At 66.5% G+C, this 25262-nt stretch carries 20 protein-coding genes; 17 read left to right on the forward strand and 3 right to left on the reverse strand.

The annotated features are described in order from the left end of the window. The first annotated feature begins 2 nt into the window (after positions 1-2). From Pla123a_RS13705 to Pla123a_RS13745, 9 genes are all read left to right on the forward strand, one after another. Complete coding sequence (locus Pla123a_RS13705; protein WP_146587853.1) at positions 3-944, forward strand: UbiA family prenyltransferase; 942 nt, start codon at positions 3-5, stop codon at positions 942-944. Further along, the gene (locus Pla123a_RS13710; protein ID WP_146587855.1) at positions 941-1774 is read left to right on the forward strand and encodes a sugar phosphate isomerase/epimerase family protein; all 834 of its coding nucleotides are present in this window, start codon (positions 941-943) and stop codon (positions 1772-1774) included. Before Pla123a_RS13705 ends, Pla123a_RS13710 begins: the two co-directional genes overlap by 4 nt. Positions 1775-1802: 28 nt before the next feature. Next, on the forward strand, positions 1803-3143 hold the full coding sequence (locus tag Pla123a_RS13715; protein WP_146587857.1) for an alkaline phosphatase family protein: 1341 nt from the start codon (positions 1803-1805) through the stop codon (positions 3141-3143). 33 nt (positions 3144-3176) lie between these two features. Then, positions 3177-3869: an AIM24 family protein gene (locus tag Pla123a_RS13720; protein WP_146587859.1), complete on the forward strand. Its 693-nt coding sequence runs from the start codon at positions 3177-3179 to the stop codon at positions 3867-3869. A 55-nt stretch (positions 3870-3924) separates the two neighbouring features. Further along, the gene (locus Pla123a_RS13725) at positions 3925-4299 is read left to right on the forward strand and encodes a hypothetical protein (RefSeq protein WP_146587861.1); all 375 of its coding nucleotides are present in this window, start codon (positions 3925-3927) and stop codon (positions 4297-4299) included. A 567-nt stretch (positions 4300-4866) separates the two neighbouring features. Continuing rightward, on the forward strand, positions 4867-5799 hold the full coding sequence (locus Pla123a_RS13730; protein WP_146587863.1) for a hypothetical protein: 933 nt from the start codon (positions 4867-4869) through the stop codon (positions 5797-5799). 2 nt (positions 5800-5801) lie between these two features. Continuing rightward, positions 5802-7928: a DUF1553 domain-containing protein gene (locus Pla123a_RS13735; RefSeq protein ID WP_146587865.1), complete on the forward strand. Its 2127-nt coding sequence runs from the start codon at positions 5802-5804 to the stop codon at positions 7926-7928. Positions 7929-7992: 64 nt separating this feature from the next. After that, positions 7993-9246 (forward strand): DUF1501 domain-containing protein, encoded by a 1254-nt coding sequence (locus tag Pla123a_RS13740; RefSeq protein WP_197527946.1) that lies wholly within the window; start codon positions 7993-7995, stop codon positions 9244-9246. Positions 9247-9254: 8 nt separating this feature from the next. Further along, positions 9255-10220, forward strand: coding sequence for a WD40 repeat domain-containing protein (locus tag Pla123a_RS13745; protein ID WP_146587869.1), 966 nt, complete (start codon positions 9255-9257; stop codon positions 10218-10220). A gap of 341 nt (positions 10221-10561) precedes the next feature. Here Pla123a_RS13745 and Pla123a_RS13750 read toward each other — a convergent pair whose 3' ends face one another. Together Pla123a_RS13750 and Pla123a_RS13755 are read right to left on the reverse strand one after the other, a co-directional pair. Further along, a complete protein-coding gene (locus tag Pla123a_RS13750; RefSeq protein ID WP_146587871.1) occupies positions 10562-11371 on the reverse strand; it encodes a TatD family hydrolase in 810 nt (269 codons plus the stop codon). A gap of 4 nt (positions 11372-11375) precedes the next feature. Further along, the gene (locus tag Pla123a_RS13755) at positions 11376-11648 is read right to left on the reverse strand and encodes a hypothetical protein (protein WP_146587873.1); all 273 of its coding nucleotides are present in this window, start codon (positions 11646-11648) and stop codon (positions 11376-11378) included. A 205-nt stretch (positions 11649-11853) separates the two neighbouring features. Between Pla123a_RS13755 and Pla123a_RS13760 the strand changes: the two genes are divergently transcribed. After that, positions 11854-13509, forward strand: coding sequence for a HEAT repeat domain-containing protein (locus Pla123a_RS13760; protein ID WP_146587875.1), 1656 nt, complete (start codon positions 11854-11856; stop codon positions 13507-13509). Then, a complete protein-coding gene (locus Pla123a_RS13765) occupies positions 13506-13919 on the forward strand; it encodes a hypothetical protein (protein ID WP_146587877.1) in 414 nt (137 codons plus the stop codon). The genes Pla123a_RS13760 and Pla123a_RS13765 overlap by 4 nt, the downstream gene beginning before the upstream one ends. Before the next feature lie 13 nt (positions 13920-13932). Here Pla123a_RS13765 and Pla123a_RS13770 read toward each other — a convergent pair whose 3' ends face one another. After that, a complete protein-coding gene (locus Pla123a_RS13770) occupies positions 13933-15297 on the reverse strand; it encodes a hypothetical protein (protein WP_146587879.1) in 1365 nt (454 codons plus the stop codon). A 415-nt stretch (positions 15298-15712) separates the two neighbouring features. Here Pla123a_RS13770 and polA point away from each other — a divergent pair, with 415 nt between their 5' ends. The 6 genes from polA to rho all read left to right on the forward strand — a co-directional run bounded on the left by polA (position 15713) and on the right by rho (position 24763). Further along, entirely contained in the window at positions 15713-18508 is a 2796-nt protein-coding gene (gene polA / locus Pla123a_RS13775; RefSeq protein WP_146587881.1) for a DNA polymerase I, read from the forward strand. Between the two features lie 108 nt (positions 18509-18616). Further along, positions 18617-19312, forward strand: a complete 696-nt coding sequence (locus Pla123a_RS13780) for a methyltransferase domain-containing protein (RefSeq protein ID WP_146587883.1) — start codon at positions 18617-18619, stop codon at positions 19310-19312. Then, a complete protein-coding gene (locus tag Pla123a_RS13785) occupies positions 19312-20499 on the forward strand; it encodes an NAD(P)/FAD-dependent oxidoreductase (protein ID WP_146587885.1) in 1188 nt (395 codons plus the stop codon). Before Pla123a_RS13780 ends, Pla123a_RS13785 begins: the two co-directional genes overlap by 1 nt. Then, a complete protein-coding gene (locus Pla123a_RS13790) occupies positions 20484-21578 on the forward strand; it encodes a type III polyketide synthase (RefSeq protein ID WP_146587887.1) in 1095 nt (364 codons plus the stop codon). Before Pla123a_RS13785 ends, Pla123a_RS13790 begins: the two co-directional genes overlap by 16 nt. An 801-nt stretch (positions 21579-22379) precedes the next feature. Then, positions 22380-22994: a dephospho-CoA kinase gene (gene coaE / locus Pla123a_RS13795; RefSeq protein ID WP_197527947.1), complete on the forward strand. Its 615-nt coding sequence runs from the start codon at positions 22380-22382 to the stop codon at positions 22992-22994. 275 nt (positions 22995-23269) lie between these two features. Then, positions 23270-24763, forward strand: coding sequence for a transcription termination factor Rho (gene rho, locus Pla123a_RS13800; protein ID WP_146587891.1), 1494 nt, complete (start codon positions 23270-23272; stop codon positions 24761-24763). Positions 24764-25262: the final 499 nt, after the last annotated feature.

Consider the following 25262-nt stretch of genomic DNA (forward strand, 5'->3'; position numbering starts at 1 on the left):
TCATGCGTAGGGGCGCCCTCGCGGCATACCTGGAGCTGATGCGGTTCTCGAACGTGCTGACCGCGGTGGCCGATGTCTGGATGGGGATGGCGGTGTCGCTCGGCGCGTTGCCGGGACCGGCGCTGACCGCGTGCATCACGGTTGCATCTGTCTGCCTGTACCTCAGCGGCATGGTGCTCAACGACGTGCTCGACGCCGCCCATGACGCGCGTGACCGCTCGACGCGGCCAATCCCGTCAGGGAGGGTCGGCCGCGAGCAGGCGATGACGTTCGGGCTGGGCCTGATGGGCGCCGGGCTCGTCGCGGCCGGGCTGGCGTCGGTGCTCACGAGCAGCCCACTGCCGGCGGCGGTCGGCGTGGCGCTCGCCTGCACAATCTACGCGTACGACGCGTGGCCCAAGCCCAGCCCGCTCAAGCCGCTGTTGATGGGCGCGTGCCGTGGGCTTAACGCGCTGTTGGGAATGTCGCTGGTGCAGTCGTCGGTCGGCGGCGACACGGTCGGCTTCGGGCCGCGGCTGGCGGCAATCCCCCTCGGCCTGCTGATCTATATTGTCGGCGTCACGCTGTTCGCCCGGAACGAGGCCGCCGTCAGCCGCCGCGCCGCGCTCGCCCGCGGGTCGCTGACGGCGCTGCTGGGCGTCGCGGTGCTCGCGGCTGGCCCGCTGCTGCCCGCCAACGGCGCCGGCGTGGAGCTGCGTGTCGCCCCGCTCGCGTGGGGGCTGCTGTGGGTGGTCACGGCGCTGTTAATCGCTCGCCGATTCGCCGCTGCGCTGCTCCAGCCCCGTCCCGCCACCGTGCAGGCGGCGGTCGGCAACGCGATTCAGGGGGTGATCGTCATCGACGCGGCGCTCGCCTGGGGTTACGCTGGTCAGCTGTGGGGACTAGCAATCCTCGCCCTCCTCCCCCCGACGATGCTCCTCTCACGACGCGTTCCGCAAACATGATCTTGTCTTACAACACCAACGGCTTCGCCCACCACTCACTCGACCAAACCATCGAGGTGCTCGCCTCGCTGGGCTACGGCGGCGTCTCGATTACGATCGATCACTCGGCGCTCAACCCGCTCGACAGCCGCAATGTTGAGCAGCTCGACCGCACCGCCAACCTGCTGCAGAAGTGCAACCTGCGGTGCGACATCGAGACCGGTTGCCGCTTCCTGCTCGACCCACTCCACAAGCACGAGCCGACGCTGGTCTCGCCCGACGAGCGGGCTCGCGGCGAGCGGGTCGCCTTCTACCGCTACGCGATTGACGTCGCCGCCAGGCTGAACGCGGGGTGCGTCTCGCTGTGGTCGGGCGTGGTGCCGGACGGCGCGTCCCACGACGAGGCGCTCGAGCGGCTGCTGCCCGCCCTCCGCGAGGTGCTCGACCACGCCGCCGAGCGGGGCGTCACTGTTGCGCTCGAGCCAGAACCCGGCATGCTGATCGACACCGTGGCGGCCTACCGCGCCCTGGCCGGCCGGGTCGAGGCGGCGAGTGAGCTGCGGCTGACGCTCGACGTCGGGCACCTGCACTGCAACGGCGAACTGCCAGTCGTCGACACCATCCGCGCGGCGGCCGACCAGATCGTCAATGTGCACATCGAGGACATGCGGGCGGGCGCCCACGAGCACCTGCGGTTCGGCCACGGCGAGATCGACTTCCCGCCGGTCATCGCCGCGTTGCAGGAATCGGGCTACGAGGGCCCGCTGAGCGTCGAGCTCAGCAGGCACAGCCACATGGCTCCGACCGTCGCGCGTGAATCGTTCGAGTTTCTATCCCCGCTCATTGGCTAGAGTTCTTCTCCACTGCCGCCCGCCGCCCATGCCCGACAACGTCGTCCTGCTTTCGATCCCCGGCCTCCGCGGCCAAGACCTCGACCACATGCCGGCGCTGCGCGGGCTGACCTCGGATGGCGACCGCGCCGCGTTGGCGGCCAGCTTCCCGGCGGTAACGCTGCCCGTGCAGGCCAACATGACCACGGGGCTGCCGCCCAGCGAGCACGGCGTGGTCGCCAATGGCTACTTCTGGCGGGACACGTCGGAAGTCGAGATGTGGACCGCCTGGAACGACAAGATCCAGCGTCCCCAGCTGTGGGACCTGCTGCACGAGCACGACGCGTCGATCACGTCAGCGGTCTGGTTCCCGATGTTCGCCAAGGGCTGCGGCGCCGACTACGTCTGCCTGCCGGCGCCGGTCCACAACCCCGACGGCAGCGAGTCGCTGTGGTGCTACACCAAGCCCCAGATGCTGTACGGCGATCTGCGTGACGCGCTCGGGCACTTCCCACTACAGAACTTCTGGGGCCCCATGGCGAGCGTCGCCTCGACAAAGTGGATAGTCGACTCGGCGGTCTGGACCGCGCAGCAGCATCAGCCGAACTTCTTCTTCGTCTACCTGCCGCACCTCGACTACGCCGCGCAGAAGCATGGGCCCGATTCGTCCGAAGGGCTCGAGGCCTGCTGTGTGCTGGACGAGCAGATCGCCCGGCTCGTCGCCGGGTTTGCCGACGCCTACGACCAGCCGCCGCTCTGGCTGGCCGCCAGCGAGTACGTCATCCGCCCGGTAAGCCAAGTCGCCTACCCTAACCGGGCGCTGCGTGACGCGGGGCTGATGAACGTCACCCAAGACGCCGACGGCCGCGAGCTGATCGACTTCGCCGGCACGCCCGCCTGGGCGCTGGTCGACCACCAGATCGCTCACGTTTTTGTCCGCGATCACAACATGGCGACCACCAGCGCGGCTGTCGACGCGCTATCGGGCCTGCCCGGGGTTGCCGAGGTCCTGACCGGTGACGACCGCGGCAAGTACGACCTGGTGCACGAGCGGAGCGGCGACATCATCCTAGTCGCCGATCCCGACGCGTGGTTCGCCTACTACTACTGGCGGGACGACAACCTCGCCCCGGCATTCGCCCGCTCGGTCGACATCCACCGCAAGCCTGGCTACGACCCGGTCGAGATGTACCTCGACCCGGCGGCGATGCAGGCCGGCCTTGGACCGACGCCCCTCGACACTTCGCTGGTGAAGGGCTCGCACGGCGCGCCGCCGGTGACGGACGAGCAACGCGGGGTGATCCTGTCGTCCCAACGCGGCGCGTTCGTCGAACGCACGATGACCGACACCGACGTCGCGGACTTGGTGCTGCGGCAATTCGGAGTGTAACCACCGTTCCCCCTTCAAACGTAAGGACGCGTTATGAACCGCTACACGCTCGACGACTTCCTCGCCAGCACCAGCGAGACCGACCGCGGCCAAGGCCTGTTCGAGTTCGAGACCGAGCGGATGCTCGAGGTCAACCTGAACGGCTCGGTCTGGATCAAGATGGGCGCGATGGTCGCTTACAACGGCAGCGTCCGGTTCACGCGAGAGGGGATCCTCGACCAGGGCATTGGCAACCTGTTTAAGAAGTCGATCAGCGGCGAGGGCTGCCGCCTCACCAAGGCCGAGGGCGCCGGGCGGGTCTACCTGGCCGACAGCGCCAAAAAGATCACCGTGCTGACGCTCCAGAGCGAGGCAATCTATGTCAACGGCAACGACGTGCTTGCCTTCGAGACCTCGCTCTCCAACAAGATCCACATGATGAAGCGGCTCACGGGCGTGCTGGCCGGCGGGCTGTTCAACGTCCGGCTCGAGGGGACCGGACTGCTGGCGATCACCTCGCACTACGACCCGCTGACGCTCCGCGTCTCGCCCGGCCAGCCGGTGTTCACCGACCCCAACGCCACGGTCGCGTGGTCGGGCAACCTGCAGCCGGACCTGAAGACGGACGTCTCGTTCAAGACGTTCCTGGGCCGCGGCAGCGGCGAGTCGTTCCAGATGAAGTTCGAGGGCGACGGCTTTGTGGTGGTTCAGCCGTATGAAGAGGTCGCGATGCAGCACGGGGCGTAGCACTCGGTGCGCGTCGACTCGGCTTCTTCCCCCAGCCCCTCCAAGGATTTGGCAAATGCCTCATCGCAGCAGAGTTCGACTAACCCCAATACTGGCATGTCTGGTACTGGCGATCCTCCTCGGGGTTTCCGGGTTCTTGCTGGCGACCGCCAGGGTGACCGGTTCGGCAAGTCTGCCGAATGGCATGCCAATCGAGATCGTCGCGGGTCTCGGAGGATTCGGGGTCGGCGAGCTCAAGAGCCTTACGAGGATCAGTATTGCAGGCTACGAGATCGAGTTCCACGCGACGGATATACCCGACACCTATTCGATCGACGTCGACGGAGTCCGAAGCAAGCACGTCGTCCGGCCGGGCGAGAACGTGTCGCTATCAACCACCTGGTCAGGTGCGACACTGGAAATCGGCGGCGCAACGCTCGAACTCGACTAGCCCGCAGTCTTCAGTCGCTCTGAGGGCATCAGCATTTCGCCGTTTCGGATAAATGGCGACACACTCAGCCACCGTTCGCCGCGGCTTGGACTCAAACCGCTCGCACTGGCCGAAGAACTCCAGGGGGATCTCGTACCCCACCCCCGGATCAGCGACCGCTCGCGCCCGCGGCGGCGCATCGCGAGGATAGAGTCGGGCACGGTGGTCTTGGTCGAAGCCGTTTTGGGGGGAACGTGGTGTCACTTGGCGCCGAATCCAGCCCTGACAGTCGACCTTTCCGGGACCAGATCGTCGCGACAAACGAATGCGTTTGCCGCTACTCGTGGCGCCCCGGCTGACTTCCAGGTCGCGGCGGTCGGTGGCTAGCGGCTGCCAAAAACGCCATGATTTCGTGGGGGGGGCGTTTCGGCGGTTCGGGTCCCGATCGATCTACCCTGCGTCGGCTCGATTCTTCGACGCGTTGTCTTTCGGCCAGGGTTGATACAATAACTGGCGTATCTTCGGCTGAGTCCCTGTTCTTCTTGAGGTCCGGCGATGACTATGTTATGGCGACTTACGCTAGCGTGTTTGCCCCTCCTCCTTGCGACGTCCGCGGCCGACGCGGCGGATGAGTTCGCGCAGTTGTTTTCGGGGCCACAGGTGGGCGAAGAGCTCCCCCCTTTCGAAGCGCTGCCAGCCTTCGGTGAGGCAGAAAAGGTCGCGGTGCTCGACGGCGCCATGGACGGGCCGGTGCTGCTGGTGTTCGTCCACCAAGTCACTCGCCCCTCGATTGGTCTCACGCGATTACTGATGGAGTACGCGGCGACCAAGCAGACAACAGGACTCCAGTCCCGACTGGTCTTCCTAACCGCAGACCCAACAGACACGAAGGCCTTCTTGCAGCGGGCCCGCCGCGCGCTTCCCCGCGGGGTCGAGCCGAGCATTTCGACCGAAGGTATCGAGGGCCCCGGCGCCTACGGACTGAACCGCAAGATAACGCTCACTGTGCTGGTGGCCTCCAAAGGCGTGGTGACAGCGAACTTCCCCTTGGTTCAACCCAGCATCCAGGCCGACGCCCCAAAGATCGGCTACGAGATTGCAAAAGTCCTGGGCGGCGCCGAGGCGCCAACGCTGAAAGAGATGGGTTTCGATGAGCAGCGGATGGGAATGGCTCGCCGGCAGCAGGTCCCCGAGCGCGACGCGTTGTATCGCCAGTACATGGCTCCAGTGATTCAAAAAACGGCGACGCCCAACGACGTTGTGGCTGCAGCGAAGGCGGTGGAGGAATTCGCCGCTTCTACCCCCTGGTTCAAGGAACGTGTGCACAGAGCATCAAAACAGATCACCGAAGGCCCGCGGCTCACCGAGTATGGCACGGACAAGGCTCAGGAGTACCTCAAGAAGTGGGCCACGCAGTATGCTCCCAGCGGCCAACCTGCCGCCGAAGAACCGCGTGGCGAGTCCCCCCCCGCAGAGTCGGCAGACGAGTCGACCGAAGCATCGACTGGCGACAACGGGTAGCTATGCACCACGCCGCTTCCATCCTCGTACTCGCCTGCACTTGCGTCACCGCCGTGGCCGCCGTGGCCGCCGAGGCGATTGATTTCGATACGGAGGTCCTCCCCCTGCTCTCTAAGGCGGGCTGCAACGCCGCCAGTTGTCACGGCAGCTCGGCCGGCCAAGCCGGCTTTCGCCTCTCGCTTTTTGGCGGGGACCCGGAATTCGACCACCGCTCGATAGCCCATGAGTTTGAAGCCAGGCGGATCGACTACCCGTCGCCGGCCGACAGCCTGCTGCTCGCCAAACCAACCGGCGTGCTGGACCACGGCGGCGGTGAGGTGCTAGAAGTTGGCGGCAAGACCGCGCAAACCATCGAGCGATGGATCAAGCAAGGCGCAACGCGTCGCGAGTCGCGAACGCTTAAGCGTATCGTTGTCACGCCAACAAGTTTTGAAACGGACCAGTTGCCGGCGGAGTTTCAGCTCCACGTCTTGGCCCAATTCGACGACCGGAGCGAACGCCGTGTCACGGCAGACACGGTCTATGTCAGCCAAGACGACGATGCGGTACAGGTCGATCCGGCCGGGCGCGTTGCCGTGCGAAAGCCAGGGCAGCAAACGGTGATCGTCCGATTTGCCGATCAGGTGCGGGCCGTGACGATCGTTTCACCGCTCGGCACGACCGTGCCAGAATTGCCAGAATCGTCGCGGAGCAATTGGATCGACGACGAGATCAATGCCAAGCTGGCGTCCCTCCGCCTCGCTCCGGCTGCGACTGCCAGCGACAGCGAATTCCTGCGCCGGGTCTCGCTCGACCTCACCGGCCGCCTGCAGGCGCCTGAGGTTGTCGAGAAGTTCTTGGCCGATAGCAACCCAAACAAGCGAGCAGAGCTTATCGACGAGTTGCTCGGCTCTGACGAGTTTATCGACTACTGGACGCATCGCCTGGCGACGCAGCTACGGGTGCAAACGCCGGGCGCCGACACACAAGCGGCCGGAGCCCTCTACGATTGGCTGCGGGGGCAGGTTGCCGATGGCGTCGGATGGGACCATATCGCCCGCGAGATCGTCCTTTCAACCGGCGACTCGCATCGCGTCGGAGCGGCGACCGTCCATCGGTTCTTTCCGACTGCCCGGGAGGAGGCGGAGTACATGAGCGAAACGCTGATGGGCGTTCGCCTCCGCTGTGCGAACTGCCACAACCATCCGCTGGACCTCTGGACGCAGGACGACTACCACGGCCTCGCGGCAGTGTTCGCCGGGCTCGAACGGGGGCAGGTGGTGCGATTCCGTCCGGGGGGTGAAGTCACCCACCCCCGCACCGGCGATGCCGCGGTCGCAAAGTTGCCGGGCGAAGGTTTCTTGACTCGCGAGGGCGACTCCCGCGGAGCCTTCGCTGATTGGCTGATCAGTCGCGACAACCCCTATTTTGCCAGAGCCATGTCGGGGCGAGTTTGGGAGGCGCTGATGGGGCGCGGCCTCGTGACGCCGGTTGATGATTTGCGGTCGACCAATCCGCCCACCCACCCCCAGCTTCTCGATCGCCTGGCCGACGACTTCGCCACGGGAGGTTATCGGCTCCGGCCGCTCATCCGCAATATCTGCAATTCGGCTGCTTACCAGCGAGGTCGCCACACCGGCGATACCAGCTCGGCAGACGACCGATTCTACTCGTATTCGCTTCCAAAACCGCTTTCGGCCGAGGTGCTCGCCGATGCGATCAGCGACGTGACCGGTGTGCCCGACAACTACGCCGGCGCCACGCGGGCCATCAACGTGGTCGATCGAACCGTCTCCGCCCCCAAGCTCGAATTCCTTGACCAATGCCTGCCAGGCGAAGCGTGCCAAGGCGAGCAAATCGCTACCCGGGGAGTCGCCGCTCAATTGCACTTGATGAATGGCGATCTCTTGAACAAGAAAATCCAAGACCCCGATGGTCGACTCGCCTTACTATTGCAGTTGGAGAGCTCGACAGACCAGATCGTCCGAGAGTTTTACCTACGCGCGCTCCAACGGTTACCGACCGACGCCGAGCTAGCCAGCTGGGTTGAGCAGGTCGACTCGACTGACAACGAACAACTGCGAGCCACGCGGCTCGAAGACTTTCTCTGGGCACTGCTGAATTGCCATGAATTCTCCACGAACAACTAGAGTCCGAGCGTCGTCCCGCGGCTTGGGGCGCCGCGACTTCCTGCAGGTCGGCGGACTGGCGTCCATGGGGCTCGGACTCGCGAGCTACTGCACGCGGTCTGCCGCTGCAGCGACAACTGCACGCGCCAAATCGTGCATTCTGATCTGGCTCGATGGCGGGCCCAGCCATCTCGAGACTCTCGACCCGAAGCCGGAAGCCAGCCGAGAAGTCCGTGGGCCGTTTGGCTCCATCGCCACCTCGGTTCCGGGCATCCACGTCAGCGAACTCATGCCACGCACGGCGGCGGCCATGCAGCATTCGGTGGTCATTCGCTCGATGACCTCGCCGCTCGGCGAGCACAACTTCGGCACACACTATCTCCTGACCGGCTTCAAGCCCACCCCCGCGCTCAACTACCCCGCGATCGGGTCGGTGGTGTCGCACCTCCAGCCCCAAATCGGCGATATCCCGGCGCACGTCGCCATCCCCGACATGCGTGTGGGTGGTGGCAAGTTTGTCGCCCCCGGCTATTTGCCAGGGGGGGTCGCTCCCTTCGAAGTGGGTGGCGACCCGGCCAAGCCGGACTTCCGTGTCCGCGATCTCGAGATGTTCCCCGGCATCGTCGACGAGCGGCTCGAACAACGCCGTCGCTACCTCGACCGGCTCAACGGTGCGCAGCACGCCGCCGAAACCGCCGCGCCTTCCGATCCCGCGTTCGAGCAAGCCTATCGACTGATGACCTCCCCCGCCGCCAAGCGGGCCTTCAATCTGGCGGACGAGAGCCCCGGTACGAAACGTCGCTACGGCGACCGATCGATCGGCCAGTGCTGCCTGCTAGCCCGGCGGCTCGTCGAAGCCGGCGTGCCGTTTGTCACTGTCAACAACCGGGGGTGGGATACCCACAACGACCTCGTCACGCGACTCAAGGAAGGCTACACAGGCGCGAAAGTTCCGGTTGGCCTCGTGCCCGCCCTCGACATGGCCTACTCGGCGCTGATTACCGATCTGCACGAGCGGCGTTTGCTCGACGACACACTGGTGGTGGTGATGGGCGAGTTCGGGCGGACCCCGAAGCTGAATACGCAAGCCGGCCGCGACCATTGGCCGCGCGTCTTTAGTGTGATGCTGGCAGGGGCTGGAATCCCCGGCGGGCAGGTCATCGGCGCCAGTGACAGCATGGGCGAGAGCCCCATTGAACGACCGGTCACCCCAGCCGATCTGGCCGCCACCATCTATCAACTGCTTGGTATCGATCCGCAGCACACGCTCTACACCTCCGACGGTCGCCCCGTGCAGGTCAGCCACGACGGAACCCCGCTCAAAGAACTGGTGGGGTAGAGAACTCTATGTCCGTCCCCGCAAATTCGAGTCTCGCAGTATCTCTGATCGTCGCCCTTACGCTGACTTGCACTCCTGCTCGGGCACAATCGCCTGTCACAGCATTAGCGTTCGCGCCTCATGAGACGCGGCTCGTCGCCGGTTCGCAGTCGGGCATCGAAATCCGTCGATGGCCCGAACTACAACCGGTCGCCAGGCGAGATCTCGAAATTCGCAGCATTCACGATCTAGCCTTCTCGCCAGATAGCAGTCGGCTGCTCGTCGGCGGCGGTGCACCAAGCGAGTACGGCGAATGGCAGATCGTCTCTTGGCCAGCGCTCGAAGTCGTCGCCAAGAGCATCTCGCACGATGATTCGATTGATTCTGTCGCCTGGCTCGCGGACGATCGTTTCGTGACCGCCGGCGCCGATAGCAGATGCATTGTTTGGAAACTTAGTGGGGAGACCGCGGAACAAGTCGTGGCGATCGACGGCCATTCGCGGAGCGTGTTAAGTGTCGAAGCTTTGCGGGAGAATAATCTATTCGTTACGGCCGGTGTCGATCAGGTGTTGAGGGTTTGGCCAGCAGACTTGCCTCAAGTCGAGTCGCCACAACCAATCCGCAAACTCGACAATCACACCGGCGCCGTGTGCGCTCTTGCCCTGTGCCCGGTCCAACGGCCGCTTCCGCTGCTTGCCTCGGCGAGCGTCGACAAGACAGTCCGGCTGTGGCAGCCCACCATCGGCCGATTGGTGAAGTTCGCAAGGTCGCCGGTCGAACCGACTTGCCTGGCTTGGAGCCGCGACGGGACCCGGCTTGCCGCTGGTTGCGCGGATGGCAAGTTGCGTATTATCAACCCGGCGACAGTGCAAGTCGATCAAACCTGCCACGGCGTCGACGGCTGGATTTACAGCGTCTGTGCCGCGACTGACGGCAGTTTCGTCGTTGGTGGAACGCACGGCCTAATCACCCGCGTCGTGCCGTCGAGCGAGTAATCGCTGGCCGATTTAACTCACCGGTGGTAGTGGGTGAGGCAACGCCAAGCACCCAAGTGAGACTTGCGATCTAACACGCCGGGCGGGAAATCGGGCAGGTTTTGACGAACCACGTGCTCCAACCAGCGAAGTCGCAGCGATGAAGCGAAACGCCCGCGCCCGCTCACAATTCCCGGAATTGCCTGGTTCCCACCAAATCCGGCGTGGGCGTGATGGCTTAACACTCAAATCCCCGCCCTCCTCATTCGGCGCGGAGTGGTGTTTGAGCTCGGCTTTGCCGCGAGCACGCTTCCGCCTGCGGCACGGCCGTTCGGGAAAAACGGCGATGCACTCCGCCGCCGTTACCGGGGCGTGAACTCGAACCGCTCGCACTGCCCAAAGAACTCCAGGGGGTTCTCATACACCACCCTGCGGATCAGCGACTCTTCGTGGCCGCGGCGACGCATCTCAAGGATGAAGTCGGGCACGGCGGTTGGCTTGGACGGGCCCCAGTCGCCGGCGGAATTGACCATCAGCTGGTCGGGGCCGTACATCTCGACCATGTCGCACGCCCGCTCGGGCGTGCACTTGGAGGTCGGGTAGAGGGTCATGCCGGCCCAGAAGCCGGCCTCGCGGACCGGGCGGATGGTGTGCTCTTCGACGTGATCGATCAGCACACGGCCGCGGTTGATGCGACTGTCGCCGGTGAGCATGTCGAGGATCATCCGCGTCCCCTGGTGCTTGTCCTCCAGGTGCGGCGTGTGGATCAGGATCAGCTCGTCGGTGCGGGTCGCCAGGTCGACGTGCTCGAGGAACACGGTGGCCTCGTTCCTGGTGTTCTTGTTGAGGCCGATCTCGCCGATCCCCAGCACGCCCGGCCGCCCCAAGAACTCGGGGATCATCGCGATGACCTCGCGAGACAGCGCGACGTCCTCGGCCTCCTTGGCGTTGATGCAGAGCCAAGTGTAGTGCTGCAGGCCGTACCAGCCGGCTCTCTTTGGCTCGAAACCGGTGAGCTGCTCGAAATAGTCGCGGAAACCGTCGACGCTGCCGCGGTCGTAGCCGGCCCAGAACGCCGGCTCGCTCACCGCGACGCAGCCCATCTGGGCGAGCGTGCGGTAGTCGTCTGTGGTGCGGCTGACCATGTGGATGTGGGGGTCGATGTAGTCCATGTGGTTACTCCCCGTCCTCCCGTCCTACCCCCATCGCGGCCCGCCAGTCGGGCTCGTACTCACGGCTGAACAGCAGCTGCAGCCGCTCGGCGCGGCCCGGCTGATCGTCCAGCAGCAGCTCGATCGCCTGCCGCAGCTTGGCGTGGCGGGGCTCGGCGGCCAGTTCGCCGGCGCCGCGGTCGAGCCGGTCGAGCGCCGCGGCGACCTCGAGCACCTTTGCGCGGATGATCAGAAACTCCTCGTCGAGGACCTGCGGGGCGGGGCGGTTGGACGGCATCGCTTCACCTCTGCTTAGTCGGCGCGGCGGCGGGTTGTCCGCCGACGCTGTCTGTGCATCTTCGCCCGATCGGCCCGGCGACGCAACTCGACCGTCATAACCGTAACGGCCGGCGTTTGTGTCGCAACCGCGGCGACTGCCGGCCGATGCTACTGGTCGGAGCGCCGCTGCGCGCTCACCAGCGCCGCTTACCCAACCGCTACGCATGGCCACCACCCGCGGCATCGAAAGAACACTCCGCCTTCTGACCAGGACCGCCAACCCGGCCGCCATCGAGGTGCTGGACGCGGGGCTGCGGTCGGACGAGCCGGTCATGCGCGAGGCCGCCGCCCGGGCGTTGTCTCGGCGGCGGGGTTCCGCGTCGGTGCACACGCTGCTGCTGGCCCTCGCCGAGACCCCGCCCGACGTGCAGCGGGCCGTCTCCACGCCGGACGCCGCGCTGCGGCTGAGGCCCGGCGTTCTGTCCGCCATCAAGGGGGACGACCTGCACCTCTGCAAACGGGCCGCCCGCTACGCGCACGACGCCGGCGACGCCTACGTGCTGCCGACCCTCGCCGAGCAGTCCAGCAGGCCCGACCACCCGTACGGCCTCGGACTCGCGACAACCGCGCTGCACCTGGCCAAGCTGCTCTCCGAACGGATCTACACGCCCGATCAAGTTGCGCCCGACGGGCCGGTCCAGGACCCCGCGTTCCCCCGCCGGGCGGCGCTCAACGCGTTGATCCGGGCGGTCGACCTGTTCGGCAAGCACGGGCACCTCGAGCTGGTCGAGGCGTTCCTGCTCCTGGTCGTGCCCGACGATTTGGTGCTCCGCCGGGTGCTGACCGACCCGACCCACGCGGCGCACCAGCCGATGCTAGAATCACTGGCCAACAGCACCGCGCCCGGCGCCATGCACGTGGTGTGCGCGGCGTTGCTGCAGGAGCACCCGCCGGCGCCGTTGATCGGCGTGCTAACCTCGCGCACCGACCGAGCGTTTGTCGAGTACCTGCTCACCGACCTCGGCGAGCAGCCGCCGCTGCGGGCGCTCGAGTCTGCCCGCGGCCTGGCCGGCTTCGCCTGGGGAGAGCCGCAGCACCAGCCAACCTTGATGCAGCTGACCGGCCCGCAGCAGGCGACCGCGCTCAAGCTGCTGGCGGCGACCTCGATGAGCAAGCGCCGCTTGTCCGCCCTCTGTGAGGCGATGCTCGAGTCGGGCAAGGTCGAGGGCCGGGTCAGCGCCTGCCACGTGATTGGCGGGCTCAACTCGCGGGTCGCTTCGTCGCTTATCTCCCGCGCACTGACCGACCCCGAAAACGCAGTGGTCGCCGCCGCCACGACGCAGCTCCGCAACCGCGGCATCGACGGCTCGACCGAGAAGCTCATATCGCTGCTGGACCACCAGCACGAGTCCGTGCAGAAGGCGGCCCAGGGGGCGGCCCAGTCGAGCCTGCCGGAGCACAACTACCGCGCCTTCTGCGAGCGGTTCGACCTGCTCGAAGAGCCGGCCCGGCAGGTGCAGGGGCGGCTGGTCGGCAAGGCCGACCCCAAGTGCGCGGCCGCCGTGCGGCGGGACCTGTCGACCGCCTCGCCCAAGCAGCGGCTGCGGACGCTCGAAGTCGCCGGCGCGCTGGGCATCGGGGACCAGCTCTCCGAGGCGCTGCTCGAACACATCAGCGACGACGATCCGGCCATCCGTGCGGCCGCGGCCAGGGCGCTGGGCGGAGCCAAGAACGAGGCCGCCCGCAAAGCACTCACCGCCGCCCTCAAGGACAAGAACAGCACGGTCCGCGAGGCCGCGGATCAGGCCCTCGGACCGCTCCCGCCGATCGACCTCGCGTCGGGGCTGGTTTCGGACATGCAGCAGGAGTTTCCCCTTTGAATGCTCTCATCCTCGCTCAGCGAGCCAACTGGGAACGGATGGGCGACCGCTTCAGCGGCGAGGCCGCCGAACTGCAGACCGAGGAGCTGCTGACGCTGCTCGCCGTGGTGGTCGGTGCGGGGCTGCTGATCTGGCTGCTGCGCGTGGCGGCCCGCTGGCAGGAGGGCCGGTTGAAGCGCCCCAACCCGCGGCGGCTGTTCAACGACCTCTGCCGCGCACACCGGCTGAACCGCTGGGAACGCAAGCTGCTGCGTGAGATGGGCGAGGGACTCGGCCTGCGTCAGCCGGCCGAGGTGTTTGTCCGCCCCGACGCGTTCCGCGCGTCGCCGCTGCCGCCCGATGCCGAGGCGATGCCCGTGGCGTTCAAGCAGCTGCAGAAGAAGCTCTTCGCGGAGCTGAGCCCGCACTAGCCATGAAGCCCCGCTAGGCGCCGATGGGCACGTAGGCCGACCGCTGGCGGAAGCGGCTCTTCGCGCCGGACTTGGTGCCGCCCTTCAGGTCGGTCGTGCTGTCGAGCGGCTTATAGCCCATCTGGTTCAGGAACTCCTGCAGCGTGATGGTCTCGACACCGTAGGTGGCGGCCTCCTTCTCCATGTCGGCGTAGCCCTTCCGCTTGGCGGCGGCGTTGGCGGCGCCGCTCCGCGGGAAATCGCCAATCACGAGGTAGCGGGTCTCGACCGACATCTCGCCGGTCACCTCGCCGTTCGACTCCAGCACCATGTCGACCACGCCGCCGTTCATGCGGATCAGGTCTTTGGCGGTGTCCATGTCGTTGGCGCCGTCGCTGTCGAGGTCGATGTCGCCGGTCAGGGCGTAGTGGATCTGCTTGCCCTCGTGCCAAACCGGGCTGTAGATGTGGTCGCCCGGCATGATCGGCTCGCGGATGTCGTCGCCGGTGATGCGGGCCTCGGCCAGGTGGTCGTCGAGCAGGCGGACCACCTCGATGCTGCCCTTTTTGTCGCTGCGGCCGGCGTCGGCCAGGTCCTGCTCGTAGACGCTAAAGGTGACCTGCGGGCGGAGCGAGTCGGCCTCGCCGAGGTTGATCCAGACCGTGCGGTTACGCTGGTTGACCCAGGTGATGCGGCCGTCGGCCACCTCGAAGCTGGGGTCTTCCTGCTTGCGCTCCTCCATCAGCTTGGTGAGGCTGGCGTCCTTCCTCTCGAGGGTCTCCTGCGTGCTGGTGAGCTGCTGCTTGCTGTCGTCGAGCTGCTTGGCGTAGGCGGAGCGGCTGTTGGCGAGGGTCTGCTCGAGCTCCTTCACCTTGTTCTCGAACGCGGCCCGCGACTCGGCGAACTCGCTGCGGAGCTTGGCGGTCTCGGCGGCGTCCTCGTCAAACTTCTTCTTGAACTCGGTGATCTGCCCGTCCTTCTGGGCGAGCTTGGCGGCGTACTCGGCCTCGGCCTCTTCGAGCCGCTTCTTGGCTTGGCTCTCCTGCTCGGCGCTGTTCTGGATCTCGGCGGCGAGGGTCTCGAGGATGACGCGGTACTTGCGGTCGGTCTCGGCGAAGGTGCCGCCGTAGTTCTGCATGTCCTTCTCGAACTGCGCCTGCACGTCGGTCAGGTTGTCGGCCTGCTTGTAGCCCATCATCTCCTTGAAGGCGTCCACCTCGTTCTGCTTGGTGTTCAGCGCGCCCTTGGTGCTGCTTTCGCTCTGCGCGGCGGCGGCGGCTTCTTGACGCAGCGCGTCGACTTGCGACCACTTCCACGCCGCGAGGGCGAAGAACACCACGGCCAGGCCGGACACGATAATGGTGACAATCTGCAGCGTTTGATCTTGGCGAGCAGCCATGCATCTACCTCTTAGGACGCGTTACGGCGACAACGGGTCGTGCTGTCGCGGCGAGAAGGCGGGTCGGGTGCGTTTGGGGGTCGTCGCTAGCTTGGGCGCTTGGGCGACGGTCGCTGTTCCGTACTCAACTGGTTTGTACTCTGCTGTTCCGATAGCCCGCTCGGGCAACAGCTTCCTCCGCGAGGTCGGCAACCGTCAAAAGGTCCGCCCTCCGGAACAACCTGCCCGAATTGGCATAAGTGCAAAATAATTAGAGGCTTAGCGCCTGTCAACGAACGGGCTATAACCGGCACAGACGGTCCGCGAGCGGCCGGCCGACCGCCACAACCGCTGCGGCCGGTCGACCGCGGTCCTCTGCCGGGCCCCGTCGCCCTGCCAACCGCGTCACGGATCAGCGACACCGACCAGCAAATTGATGGCGACCGACGAGCATCTCCTCCCCTCGCCCGAAACTGGGCCCACCGACACGGATGCCGGCGCAGGAGCCCCCGGGCCCGACTGGACCGTGTACGTCATTGACGCGCACAGCCTGATTTTTCAGGTGTTTCACGCGATTCCAGAGATGACCAGCCCAAGGGGCGAGCCGGTTAACGCCGTCTTTGGATTTACGCGAGACCTGCTCTATTTGTTGCACGAAAAACGGCCAACCGCACTCATTTGTGCGTTCGACCCGCCCGGCGACACCTTCCGCCACGCTCTCTACGAGGCCTACAAAGGCGACCGCGGCAGCATGCCCGACGAGCTCCGCTCGCAGATCCCCAAGATCCACGAGGTCGTCACGGCGCTCGGGATCCCGGTGCTCAGCGTCCCCAGCTTCGAGGCCGACGACGTCCTCGCCACGCTCGCCCGCCAGTGCGACGAGGCGGGCGCGCGCTGCCTGCTGGTGACCGGCGACAAGGACTGCCGCCAGCTCATTACCCGGCATGTCTCGGTCTACAACATCCGCAAAGACCAGGTCTACGACGCCACAGCCCTGTTCGGTGACTGGGCCATCCGTCCCGACCAGGTGGTCGACTTCCAGGCGCTGGTCGGAGACAAGATCGACAACGTGCCCGGCGTCCCGCTGATTGGCCCCAAAACGGCCAGCACGCTGCTGACCGAGCTCGGCACCCTCGAGCAGATCCTGGCCCAGCCCGAGCAGGCCCGCGGCAAGAAGACCCAAGAGAACCTCCGCAACCACCGCGACCAGGCGATGCTGTCCCGCGACCTGGTGCGGCTCGACAACAACGTGCCGATTGAAGTCGATTGGCCGGCGTCCCGGGTCGGCGGCCGGGACCAGGAGCGGCTGGCCGAGCTGTTTGCCGACTTTGGATTCCGCAGCCTGGCCGACCGCGCCGCCGAGCTCGACGGAGACTCCGCCGAGCCGCAGGAAGAACTCTCGGGCGACTACCAGATTGTCGATTCGCTCGCCGCGCTCGAGGGGCTGATCCCTGAGCTCCGCGAGGCGGAGTGGCTGTCGATCGACACCGAGACCACCGCCATCAACCCGCGGGCCGCCAAGCTGGTCGGGATCAGCCTGGCCACGGCGCCCGGCCAGGCGTACTACCTGCCGGTCCGCGGCCCGGCGGGCGACACGGTGCTCGACGAGCAGGCGGCGCTCGACCTGCTGCGGCCGGTGCTCGAGGACCCAGAGGTCCCCAAGCTGGGCCAGAACCTCAAGTACGACGCCATCGTCCTCCGCGGCGCCGGCGTCAACCTTGCTGGCATCCGCTTCGACACGATGGTCGCCAGCTACCTGCTCGACGCGGGCGAGCGGACGCACAACCTCGACCACCTGGCCAAACGCTACCTCGGCCACACGAACGTCAAGATCGAGGAGCTGATCGGCAAGGGGAAGAACCAGAAGCGGATGGACGAGGTGCCGGTCGCCAAGGTGGGGCACTACGCCGCCGAGGACGCCGACGTGCCGCTCCGCCTGCAGCCGATCCTGGAGGAACGACTAGACCACGCCGAGTTGGTCACCCTGAACGACGACGTCGAGGCGCCGTTGATCGAGGTGCTCGCCGAGATGGAGTGGAACGGCGTCCGCGTCGACCGGGACCGGCTGGGCGAGCTCAGCACACGGTTTGCCGACCGGCTGCAGGAGCTGGCGGAGGAGATCGAGGAGATCGCGGGCCACCCGTTCAACATCGCCTCGCCCAAGCAGCTGGCCGAGGTGCTGTTCCAGGAGCAGCGGCTGCCGGTGCTCAAGAAGACCAAGACCGGCCCCAGCACCGACGCCAGCGTCCTCGAGCAGCTCGCCGAGATGCACCCGCTGCCGCGGCTGATCGTCGAGCACCGCCAGTACGCCAAGCTCAAGGGGACGTACGTCGACGCGCTGCCGGAGCTGATCAACGAAGAAACCGGCCGGGTCCACTGCTCGTTCAACCAGGTGGTCGCGGCCACGGGCCGGCTTAGCTGCAGCGACCCCAACCTGCAGAACATCCCGATCCGCACCGCCGAGGGCAAGGAGATCCGCTCGGCGTTCACCGCCGGCGAGCCGGGCTGGAAGCTGCTCACCGCCGACTACTCGCAGATCGAGCTGCGGGTGCTGGCCCACTTCACCGAAGACGAGACCCTCTGCCGCGCTTTCCGCGAGGAGCAGGACATCCACACCCTGGTCGCCAGCCAGGTGAACGACGTGCCACTGGAGGAGGTCACCAGCGAAATGCGCCGCGGAGCCAAGGCGGTCAACTTCGGCATCATCTACGGGCAGAGCGCGTTCGGGCTCGCCAAGTCGCTCGGGATCCCCAAGGACGAGGCCGCCCGCTTTATCGACGAGTACTTCGCCCGCTACCCGGGCGTTGGCGAGTTCATGCACCAGACGCTCGACGCCTGCCGCGAGCAGGGCTACGTCGAGACGCTGCTCGGCCGCCGCCGGGCGATCGCCGGCGTGCGGAAGATCGAGCCCCCCAAGGACCGGCTGTTCGACGACCGGCCCGCGCCGCTGCAGCTCAACCTGCCCGAGCGGACCGCGGTTAACACCGTCATTCAGGGCACCGCGGCCGACCTGATCAAGCTTGCGATGCTCGCCGTTTTCCGCCGCATGCGTGAGGAGAAGCTGCAGTCAAAGCTGATCCTGCAGATCCACGACGAGCTGGTCTTCGACGCCCCCGAGTCTGAGCTCGAGCAGCTCAGCCAGCTCGTGCAGCAAGAGATGGAGGGCGTGATGTCGCTGCTCGTCCCACTGCGGGTCGACATCGGAAGCGGCGATAACTGGGCCGAGTGCTAGCCGCGGAGACCCGGCCCAAGGCCCCCCGATTGGGTTGACGTTTGCCTGCCCCTGCCTGACAGTTAACCGATCCCCACCGACCATCCTCTCTGAGTGAAGCTGCTGCCGATGCAACGAGTCCTGACGCCCGAGCTGCTGGACGACCCCGCACTCGACGAATCGTTGCACCAAGCGGCCTACGCCGGACTGCGGCGGATCAACACCTGGAGCCGCACCGCTAGCTACCTGCGTCGCGAGCTGTCGCGCATCGCCGCCCACCGGTCGCTGACAGAGCTACGGGTGCTCGACGTGGCGTGCGGCAGCGGCGACATGGCGCGGTCGCTTGCCGCCCGGCCGCTTGCCGGCGGCGTACGGCTGGAAGTCGACGGCTGCGACATCAGCCCGGCGGCGGTCGAGCAGGCCCAGCAGCTCGCCGACCGAGCCGGCCAAACCGGTACACGTTTTTATGTCCACGACGCGCTCGCCGCCCCGTTCCCCCACCGCTACGATGTAGTGCTGTGCACCTTGTTCCTGCACCACATGACCGAGTCGCAGGGGGTTGCCCTGTTCCGTCAGATGGCGGCAGCGGCGGAGGCGGCCGTGCTGGTCGACGACCTGATCCGCTCGCGGATCGGCTACTGGCTCGCCTGGACCGGCTGCAGGATACTGTCGCGCAGCACGATCGTTCACAACGACGGGCCGGTGTCAGTGCGGGGCGCCTTCACGCCGGAAGAGGCGGTCGCGTTGGCGGCCGAGGCGGGCCTGCCGGGCGCGCGGTGCAAGCTCCACTGGCCGCAGCGGTACCTGCTAACCTGGGAGGCCTGATGAGCGAAGGGCACGCCGCCGAGATCTGGGACGCCGTCGTGATCGGCGCCGGGTTGGCCGGCGCGGCGACCAGTTACCAGCTCGCCCGCTGGGGCAAGCGGGTGCTGCTCGTCGAAGCCAAGGAGTTCCCGCGCGGCAAGGTTTGTGGCGGCTGCCTCAACGAACGGGCCATCGACGCCTTCCGTCAGATCGGCCTCGGCGACCTGCTCGAATCGGCCGGCGCACGCCCCTACGATCAGATGCGGCTGCACGCGCACGGGCGGAGCGTGCAACTCCCTATCCCCGCGGGGCTGGCTGCCACCCGCGAGACGGTCGACCAGCTGCTGGTGGAGCGGGCCGTTGGCGCCGGCGTCACCTTCCAGCACGGCGTCCGCGCCCGGGTCGCCGCCGCGGCGCAGGACGACTACCGCGAGGTTCGCCTCGGCGGCCCGCGGGCAGAGAACCCCGAGACGGTCCGGGCGCGGGTCGTGATCGCCTGCGACGGGCTCGGCCGGCCGTCACTCGCCGAACTGCCGGGCTTGATGCCGGCGGTGTCCAGCAACTCCCGGCTGGGGCTGGGTGCGATTGTCCCGGCCGGGTCGCTCAAGTCGCTGGACCCAGCTGCCGCCTTGCAGATGGTGGTAGGGCGTAGCGGTTACGTCGGGTTTTCGCTCTGCGAAGCGGGCCGAGTCAGCATCGCCGCCGCGGTCGACCGTGGGGCAATCGCCACGGGCAACGGGCCGGCCGACACGCTGCGGGCCGTGCTCCGCGAGGCGCGCGTGGCAGACGAGCCGGCGCTGGAAGAGGCCGCGTGGCGTGGCACCAAGCCGCTGTCTCAGCGGGTGGGGCGAGTTGCCGACCACCGCCTGCTGCTGGTCGGCGACGCCGCCGGTTACGTGGAACCGTTCACTGGCGAGGGGATGGCCGCAGCGCTGGAAGGGAGCGTGCTAGCGGCGGACCTGCTCGCGCAATCCGGCAACGACTGGCGCCCAAGGATGGCGGAATCCTGGCAAACCACCTACACTGCGTCGGTGCGTACACGCCAACGCGCTTGCTCACGCCTCGCCTGGCTGCTCCGCCGTCCCCGCATGACGCACCTCACTTTGCGGTTGCTGGAGTACTGGCCCGCTCTCGGCGCTCACACCGCCAAACGTATCAGCTCCACTTCGTCGCACCGCAAGGATTACGCCGCATGGGCGCCACGATAAACGGAATCGGCCTCGCTCTCCCCGAGCACTGGGTCACCCAAGACGACGCCACGCAGCACGCCCTGGCGACCTCACTTGCAAGCAACGGCCAGCGCAACTTCGCCGCGCGCGTCTACTCGAACGCCGGCATCATGTCGCGGCACAGCGTGCTGCTGGAGGCCTCTTCCCAGGCGGGCGAGCCGGTGCAGCAGTCCTACTATTCCCCGGCGAGCGAAGAGTACCGCAACGGCCCGTCGACCGCCGAACGGATGGAGTCGTACAGGGCGTACGCCAGCACGCTGGCCCACCAGGCCGCCAGCGAGGCCCTGGCCGACGCCGGCGTTGAGCCGGGGCAGGTGACTCAGCTGGTGACCGTTTCGTGCAGCGGCTTCTACGCGCCGGGCTTCGACGTGTCGCTGATCCAGGGCCTCCCGATGGACGCCCAGGTGGGCCGTACGCACGTCGGGTTCATGGGCTGCCACGGCGCACTGAACGGCCTGCGTGTCGCCCGCATGATGGCCGACGCCGACCCCTCGGCGTGCGTGCTGCTGGTGGCGGTCGAGCTCTGCAGCCTGCACTACCAGTACGACTGGACGCCGCAGCGGATTGTCTCGAACTCGCTGTTCGCCGACGGCGCCGCCGCCCTGGTGGTCCGCGGCGCCGATGCGGGCGAAGACGGCCTGGCGGTCCGCGACAACTGGTCGCACGTCGCGCCGGACTCGGCGGACGCGATGACCTGGAACATCGGCGACCACGGCTTCGAGATGACCCTCTCTCCCGAGGTCCCGACGCTGATCGATCAAACGCTGCCCGCCTGCATGGAGCAGTGGCTCGGTCGCCACGACCTCACGGTCGAGACCGTCCGTAACTGGGCGGTGCACCCCGGCGGGCCGAAGATCCTGGAGGCGTGCGAGTCGACCCTCAAGCTCCCGCCCAGCGCCCTGGCCGCCTCGCGGGCGACGCTCAGCAAGTACGGCAACATGTCGTCGCCGACCGTGCTGTTCGTGCTCCGCGAGCTGCTCCGCTCGAACGGCCCTGGGCCGACGGTGATGCTCGGCTTCGGGCCCGGTTTGGCGATCGAGGCGGCGTTGGTCGGGTAAAAAGGGTCGCCCGTCGCGTACCCATCCCAATGCACAAGCTGGGCGCCAATTCGTGAGTAGGGACGAGAACCCCTACCAATCACCAGCCTCGGCGCTTCTGGATACCCCCGCGCACCCTAACGCGGCTGCTGCTCGGCGCCATTCTGGCCGCTGCCTGCTCGCTGCTGAGCTGGGCAATTCTCCTGGCCGTGGTCTACCGCGTGCTGCCGCCGGCAACCGAGCACCAAGGGCCGGCAATCGCTGCGATCGTGCTGGCGGTCTTCGGCGGCGCCGGCAGCGTGGCGGTCCTGCTGAGGTGGCGACGGCTGAATTCGACAGTCCGCGTGTTAGCGATGACGGGCCTTGCGGCGGGCGCGTTGATGGTCGCGTTTCTGTGGGCGCCGGCGCGCTAGGCCGCCCCGCAGCGGGGCGCCCAAGAATCTCAAAAACCGGGCCACTTCTGAGCTGAAAATTACCGCTCTGCGCGGTCAAATGGGGGTAGCCCGAATCACTGGATCACGCACCCACTCGGCCTCATTGGGTCCGATTACACGACAGCGTCGAGCGTCCAATGAGGGGCGGAGGTTCCAAGGCTCGAGGGGCGTCTGGCCGGAGACAAAACGGGACGAAACGGGACAAAACCCCAGCGGCCCTAGCGAAACAACCTTCGAAAAGCCTTACTGGCAAGTACCTTACTACAACCGGGCTGCCTCACAGCCGCCGGTTTTGTCCCCTCCGATCGATATTTCGGACAAAACGGTCGGCCGCCCGCCCCCCGCGGGCCGGGGCCCCCAGCAACCAACCAGGAACCCTACCGCGAACGTGCTCACCCTAGGACTCATCGGCGGGATCGCCAGTGGAAAATCGACCGTCGGCCGGCTGCTGGCCGAGCACGGCGCCCAGGTGCTCGACGCAGACCAGTTTGCCCACCAGGTGCTGGCCGAGCCGGAGGTGCTCGCCGAGCTTGCCAAGCGGTGGGGCGACGCGATCCTGACCCCCGCGGGGAAGCTCGACCGCCGGCAGGTCGCCCAACGGGTATTCGGCGAATCGCCGGAGGCAACCGCCGAGCGGCGCTTCCTCGAGGGGATCGTCCACCCGCGGGTCCGCGAGCTGCTGAAGCAAGCCCTGCGCGACTACGCGGCGACGGGCGGCCGGGTGGCGGTGCTCGACATCCCGCTGCTGATCGAGGCCGGCTGGGCCGACGACTGCGACCTCGTCCTGTTTGTCGATGCCCCCCAATCCGCACGGTCGGATAGGACTTCCACACGCGGCTGGGACTCCGCTGAGTTGAGTCAACGAGAGCAGGCACAGCTGCCGATAGACCGAAAACGGTCGCGTGCGGACCTGGTGATCAGCAACGACGCCGACCTCGCGACCCTCGAGCGTGAGATCGCTGAGCTCTGGAGTCGAGAGATAGCCCCCCGGTTAGCGGGCTGACGAACGCTGGCCGACCGATTCGGTGACCCGCTTGAGGGGATCCGTAACCCCTTCGTTTAGAACAATCGCAAAAATAAGCATCCCCATCGCGACTATTTTTGTCATACTAGAGCTATCTGAGAGTTCCCAAGCGAACTGATCGTGCGGGCCTGTTCTGGCCTGGCGGCGGGCGATAAGCAGCTTGGGCGCCCTCGATCCCTCCCCCCACCTACCGGCCCACGGTCTCACACCTCGGCCACCCCTCCACTCGTCCTGTTCAGGAGTGAAAATTCATCATGGCTGACGCGAGCAATCGCGGATCACGCAACGGCGTGCGCCCGCCCCATCACCGCCGCCCCAACCGAACTTCTAGCGGCGGCAGCGACAACAGCCGCTACATCGACCAAGAGCTGCTCCGCCGCCTCGACCGCGAAGAACCGCTGTCGCTGGCCGAAGAACTCGACAAGGCCGCCGAGCGGGTCCGCCGCGCCGGCCCGGCCCTGGGTAAAGCCAAGGAGCTCGACAGCAACATCCACGTTGCCGAGCTGCAGAAGCAGACCATGCCGTCCCTGATCGAGATCGCCAAGGGAGAGGGCATTGAGGACTGCGCCGGCCTGAAGAAGCAGGAGCTGATCTTCAAGATCCTGAAGTCGCGCGTCCGGCTCAACGGCCTGATGTTCGGCGAGGGGACCCTAGAGATCCTGCCGGACGGGTTCGGCTTCCTCCGCAGCCCGGACTACCACTACCTTTCCTGCCCGGACGACATCTACGTGTCGCCGAGCCAGATCCGGCGGTTCAACCTCCGCAACGGCAACACGGTGGCCGGCGCCATCCGCCCGCCCAAGGAGAACGAGCGGTACTTCGCCCTGCTGCGGGTCGAGACCATCAACGACGAGGACCCGAACATGCTGTCGCGGAAGGTCTCGTTCGACGACCTGACGGCGTGCCACCCGGGCGAGCGGATCCGCATGGAGACCACCCCCGAGGAGGTTGATATGCGGGTGGTCGACATGATCGTGCCGATCGGGTTCGGCCAGCGTGGCCTGATCGTCAGCCCGCCCCGCGCCGGCAAGACGATCCTGATGCAGAAGATGGCCCGTTCGGTGCTCACAAACTACCCGGACGCCTACGTGATCATGCTGCTCATCGACGAGCGGCCCGAAGAGGTCACGGACATGGAGCGAGAGGTTAAGGGCCCCAACTGCGAGGTCATCAGCAGCACCTTCGACGAGCCCGCCGCCCGCCACGTGCAGGTCAGCGAGATGGTCATCGAGAAGGCCAAGCGGATGGTCGAGTACGGCAAGGACGTCGTGATCTTCCTGGACAGCATCACCCGGCTGGCCCGGGCGTGGAACTCCGAGTGCCCGTCGAGCGGCAAGGTGCTGTCCGGCGGCATCGACGCCAACGCGATGCAGCGTCCCAAGCGGTTCTTCGGCTCGGCCCGCAAGGTCGAAGAGGGGGGCTCGCTGACGATTGTCGCGACCGCGCTGGTCGACACCGGCAGCCGGATGGACGAGGTGATCTTCGAGGAGTTCAAGGGGACCGGCAACCAGGAGATCATGCTGGACCGGGCGTTGGTCGACAAGCGGATCTGGCCGGCCATCGACATCAACCGCTCCGGCACCCGGCGGGAGGAGATGCTGATGGACCCCGAGGAGTACCGCCGGGTCTGCCTGCTGCGTCGGGTCATCAACGAGCTGGCCCCGGCCGATGCGATGGACATGCTCACCAAGCGGCTCCTCAAGACCGGCAGCAACGCCGAATTCTTGATGAGCATGAAGGAAGCCTAGCGATTCTAGATTTCAGATTGCGGATTGAGTCGCAAGCGAACTCCAGAATCCCCCTCCCCGGCAGGGGGAGGGGCTAGGGGAGGGGGTTCGCCCTACATCAAGAGACAGCGTGCAAAAGGGAGCTAGCCGCCGAAGCAACCATCCAATCGTTTGTTATTTCGGAAGGCGAGCTGCTGTCACTCGACCCAGCACTACCGGTTTGGCGATCGCTGCAGGCCATGACCGCGGTCGATGAACTGCAGGGCTACACCATCGACATGTGGGAATGCCTGCACGACTGGCTGCAGGTGGTGCACAGGATCAACTCCGCGGATGGCTACCACCCTGACTATCTGTCACACCTTGACTGGCTGACGCCTGGTGGGGAGGTCATGGTGCTACCGAGGTCAAGGGCGCGCGAGTTGGCGACTACGATCAGGAAGAAGTCGCCAGGCGCGGGTGCTCGGTCCGGCTTGTTCGAATGTTATGGAATACACCTCGATCAAGATCGAGAATTCGA

Source organism: Posidoniimonas polymericola, from assembly GCF_007859935.1.
GTDB lineage: Bacteria > Planctomycetota > Planctomycetia > Pirellulales > Lacipirellulaceae > Posidoniimonas > Posidoniimonas polymericola.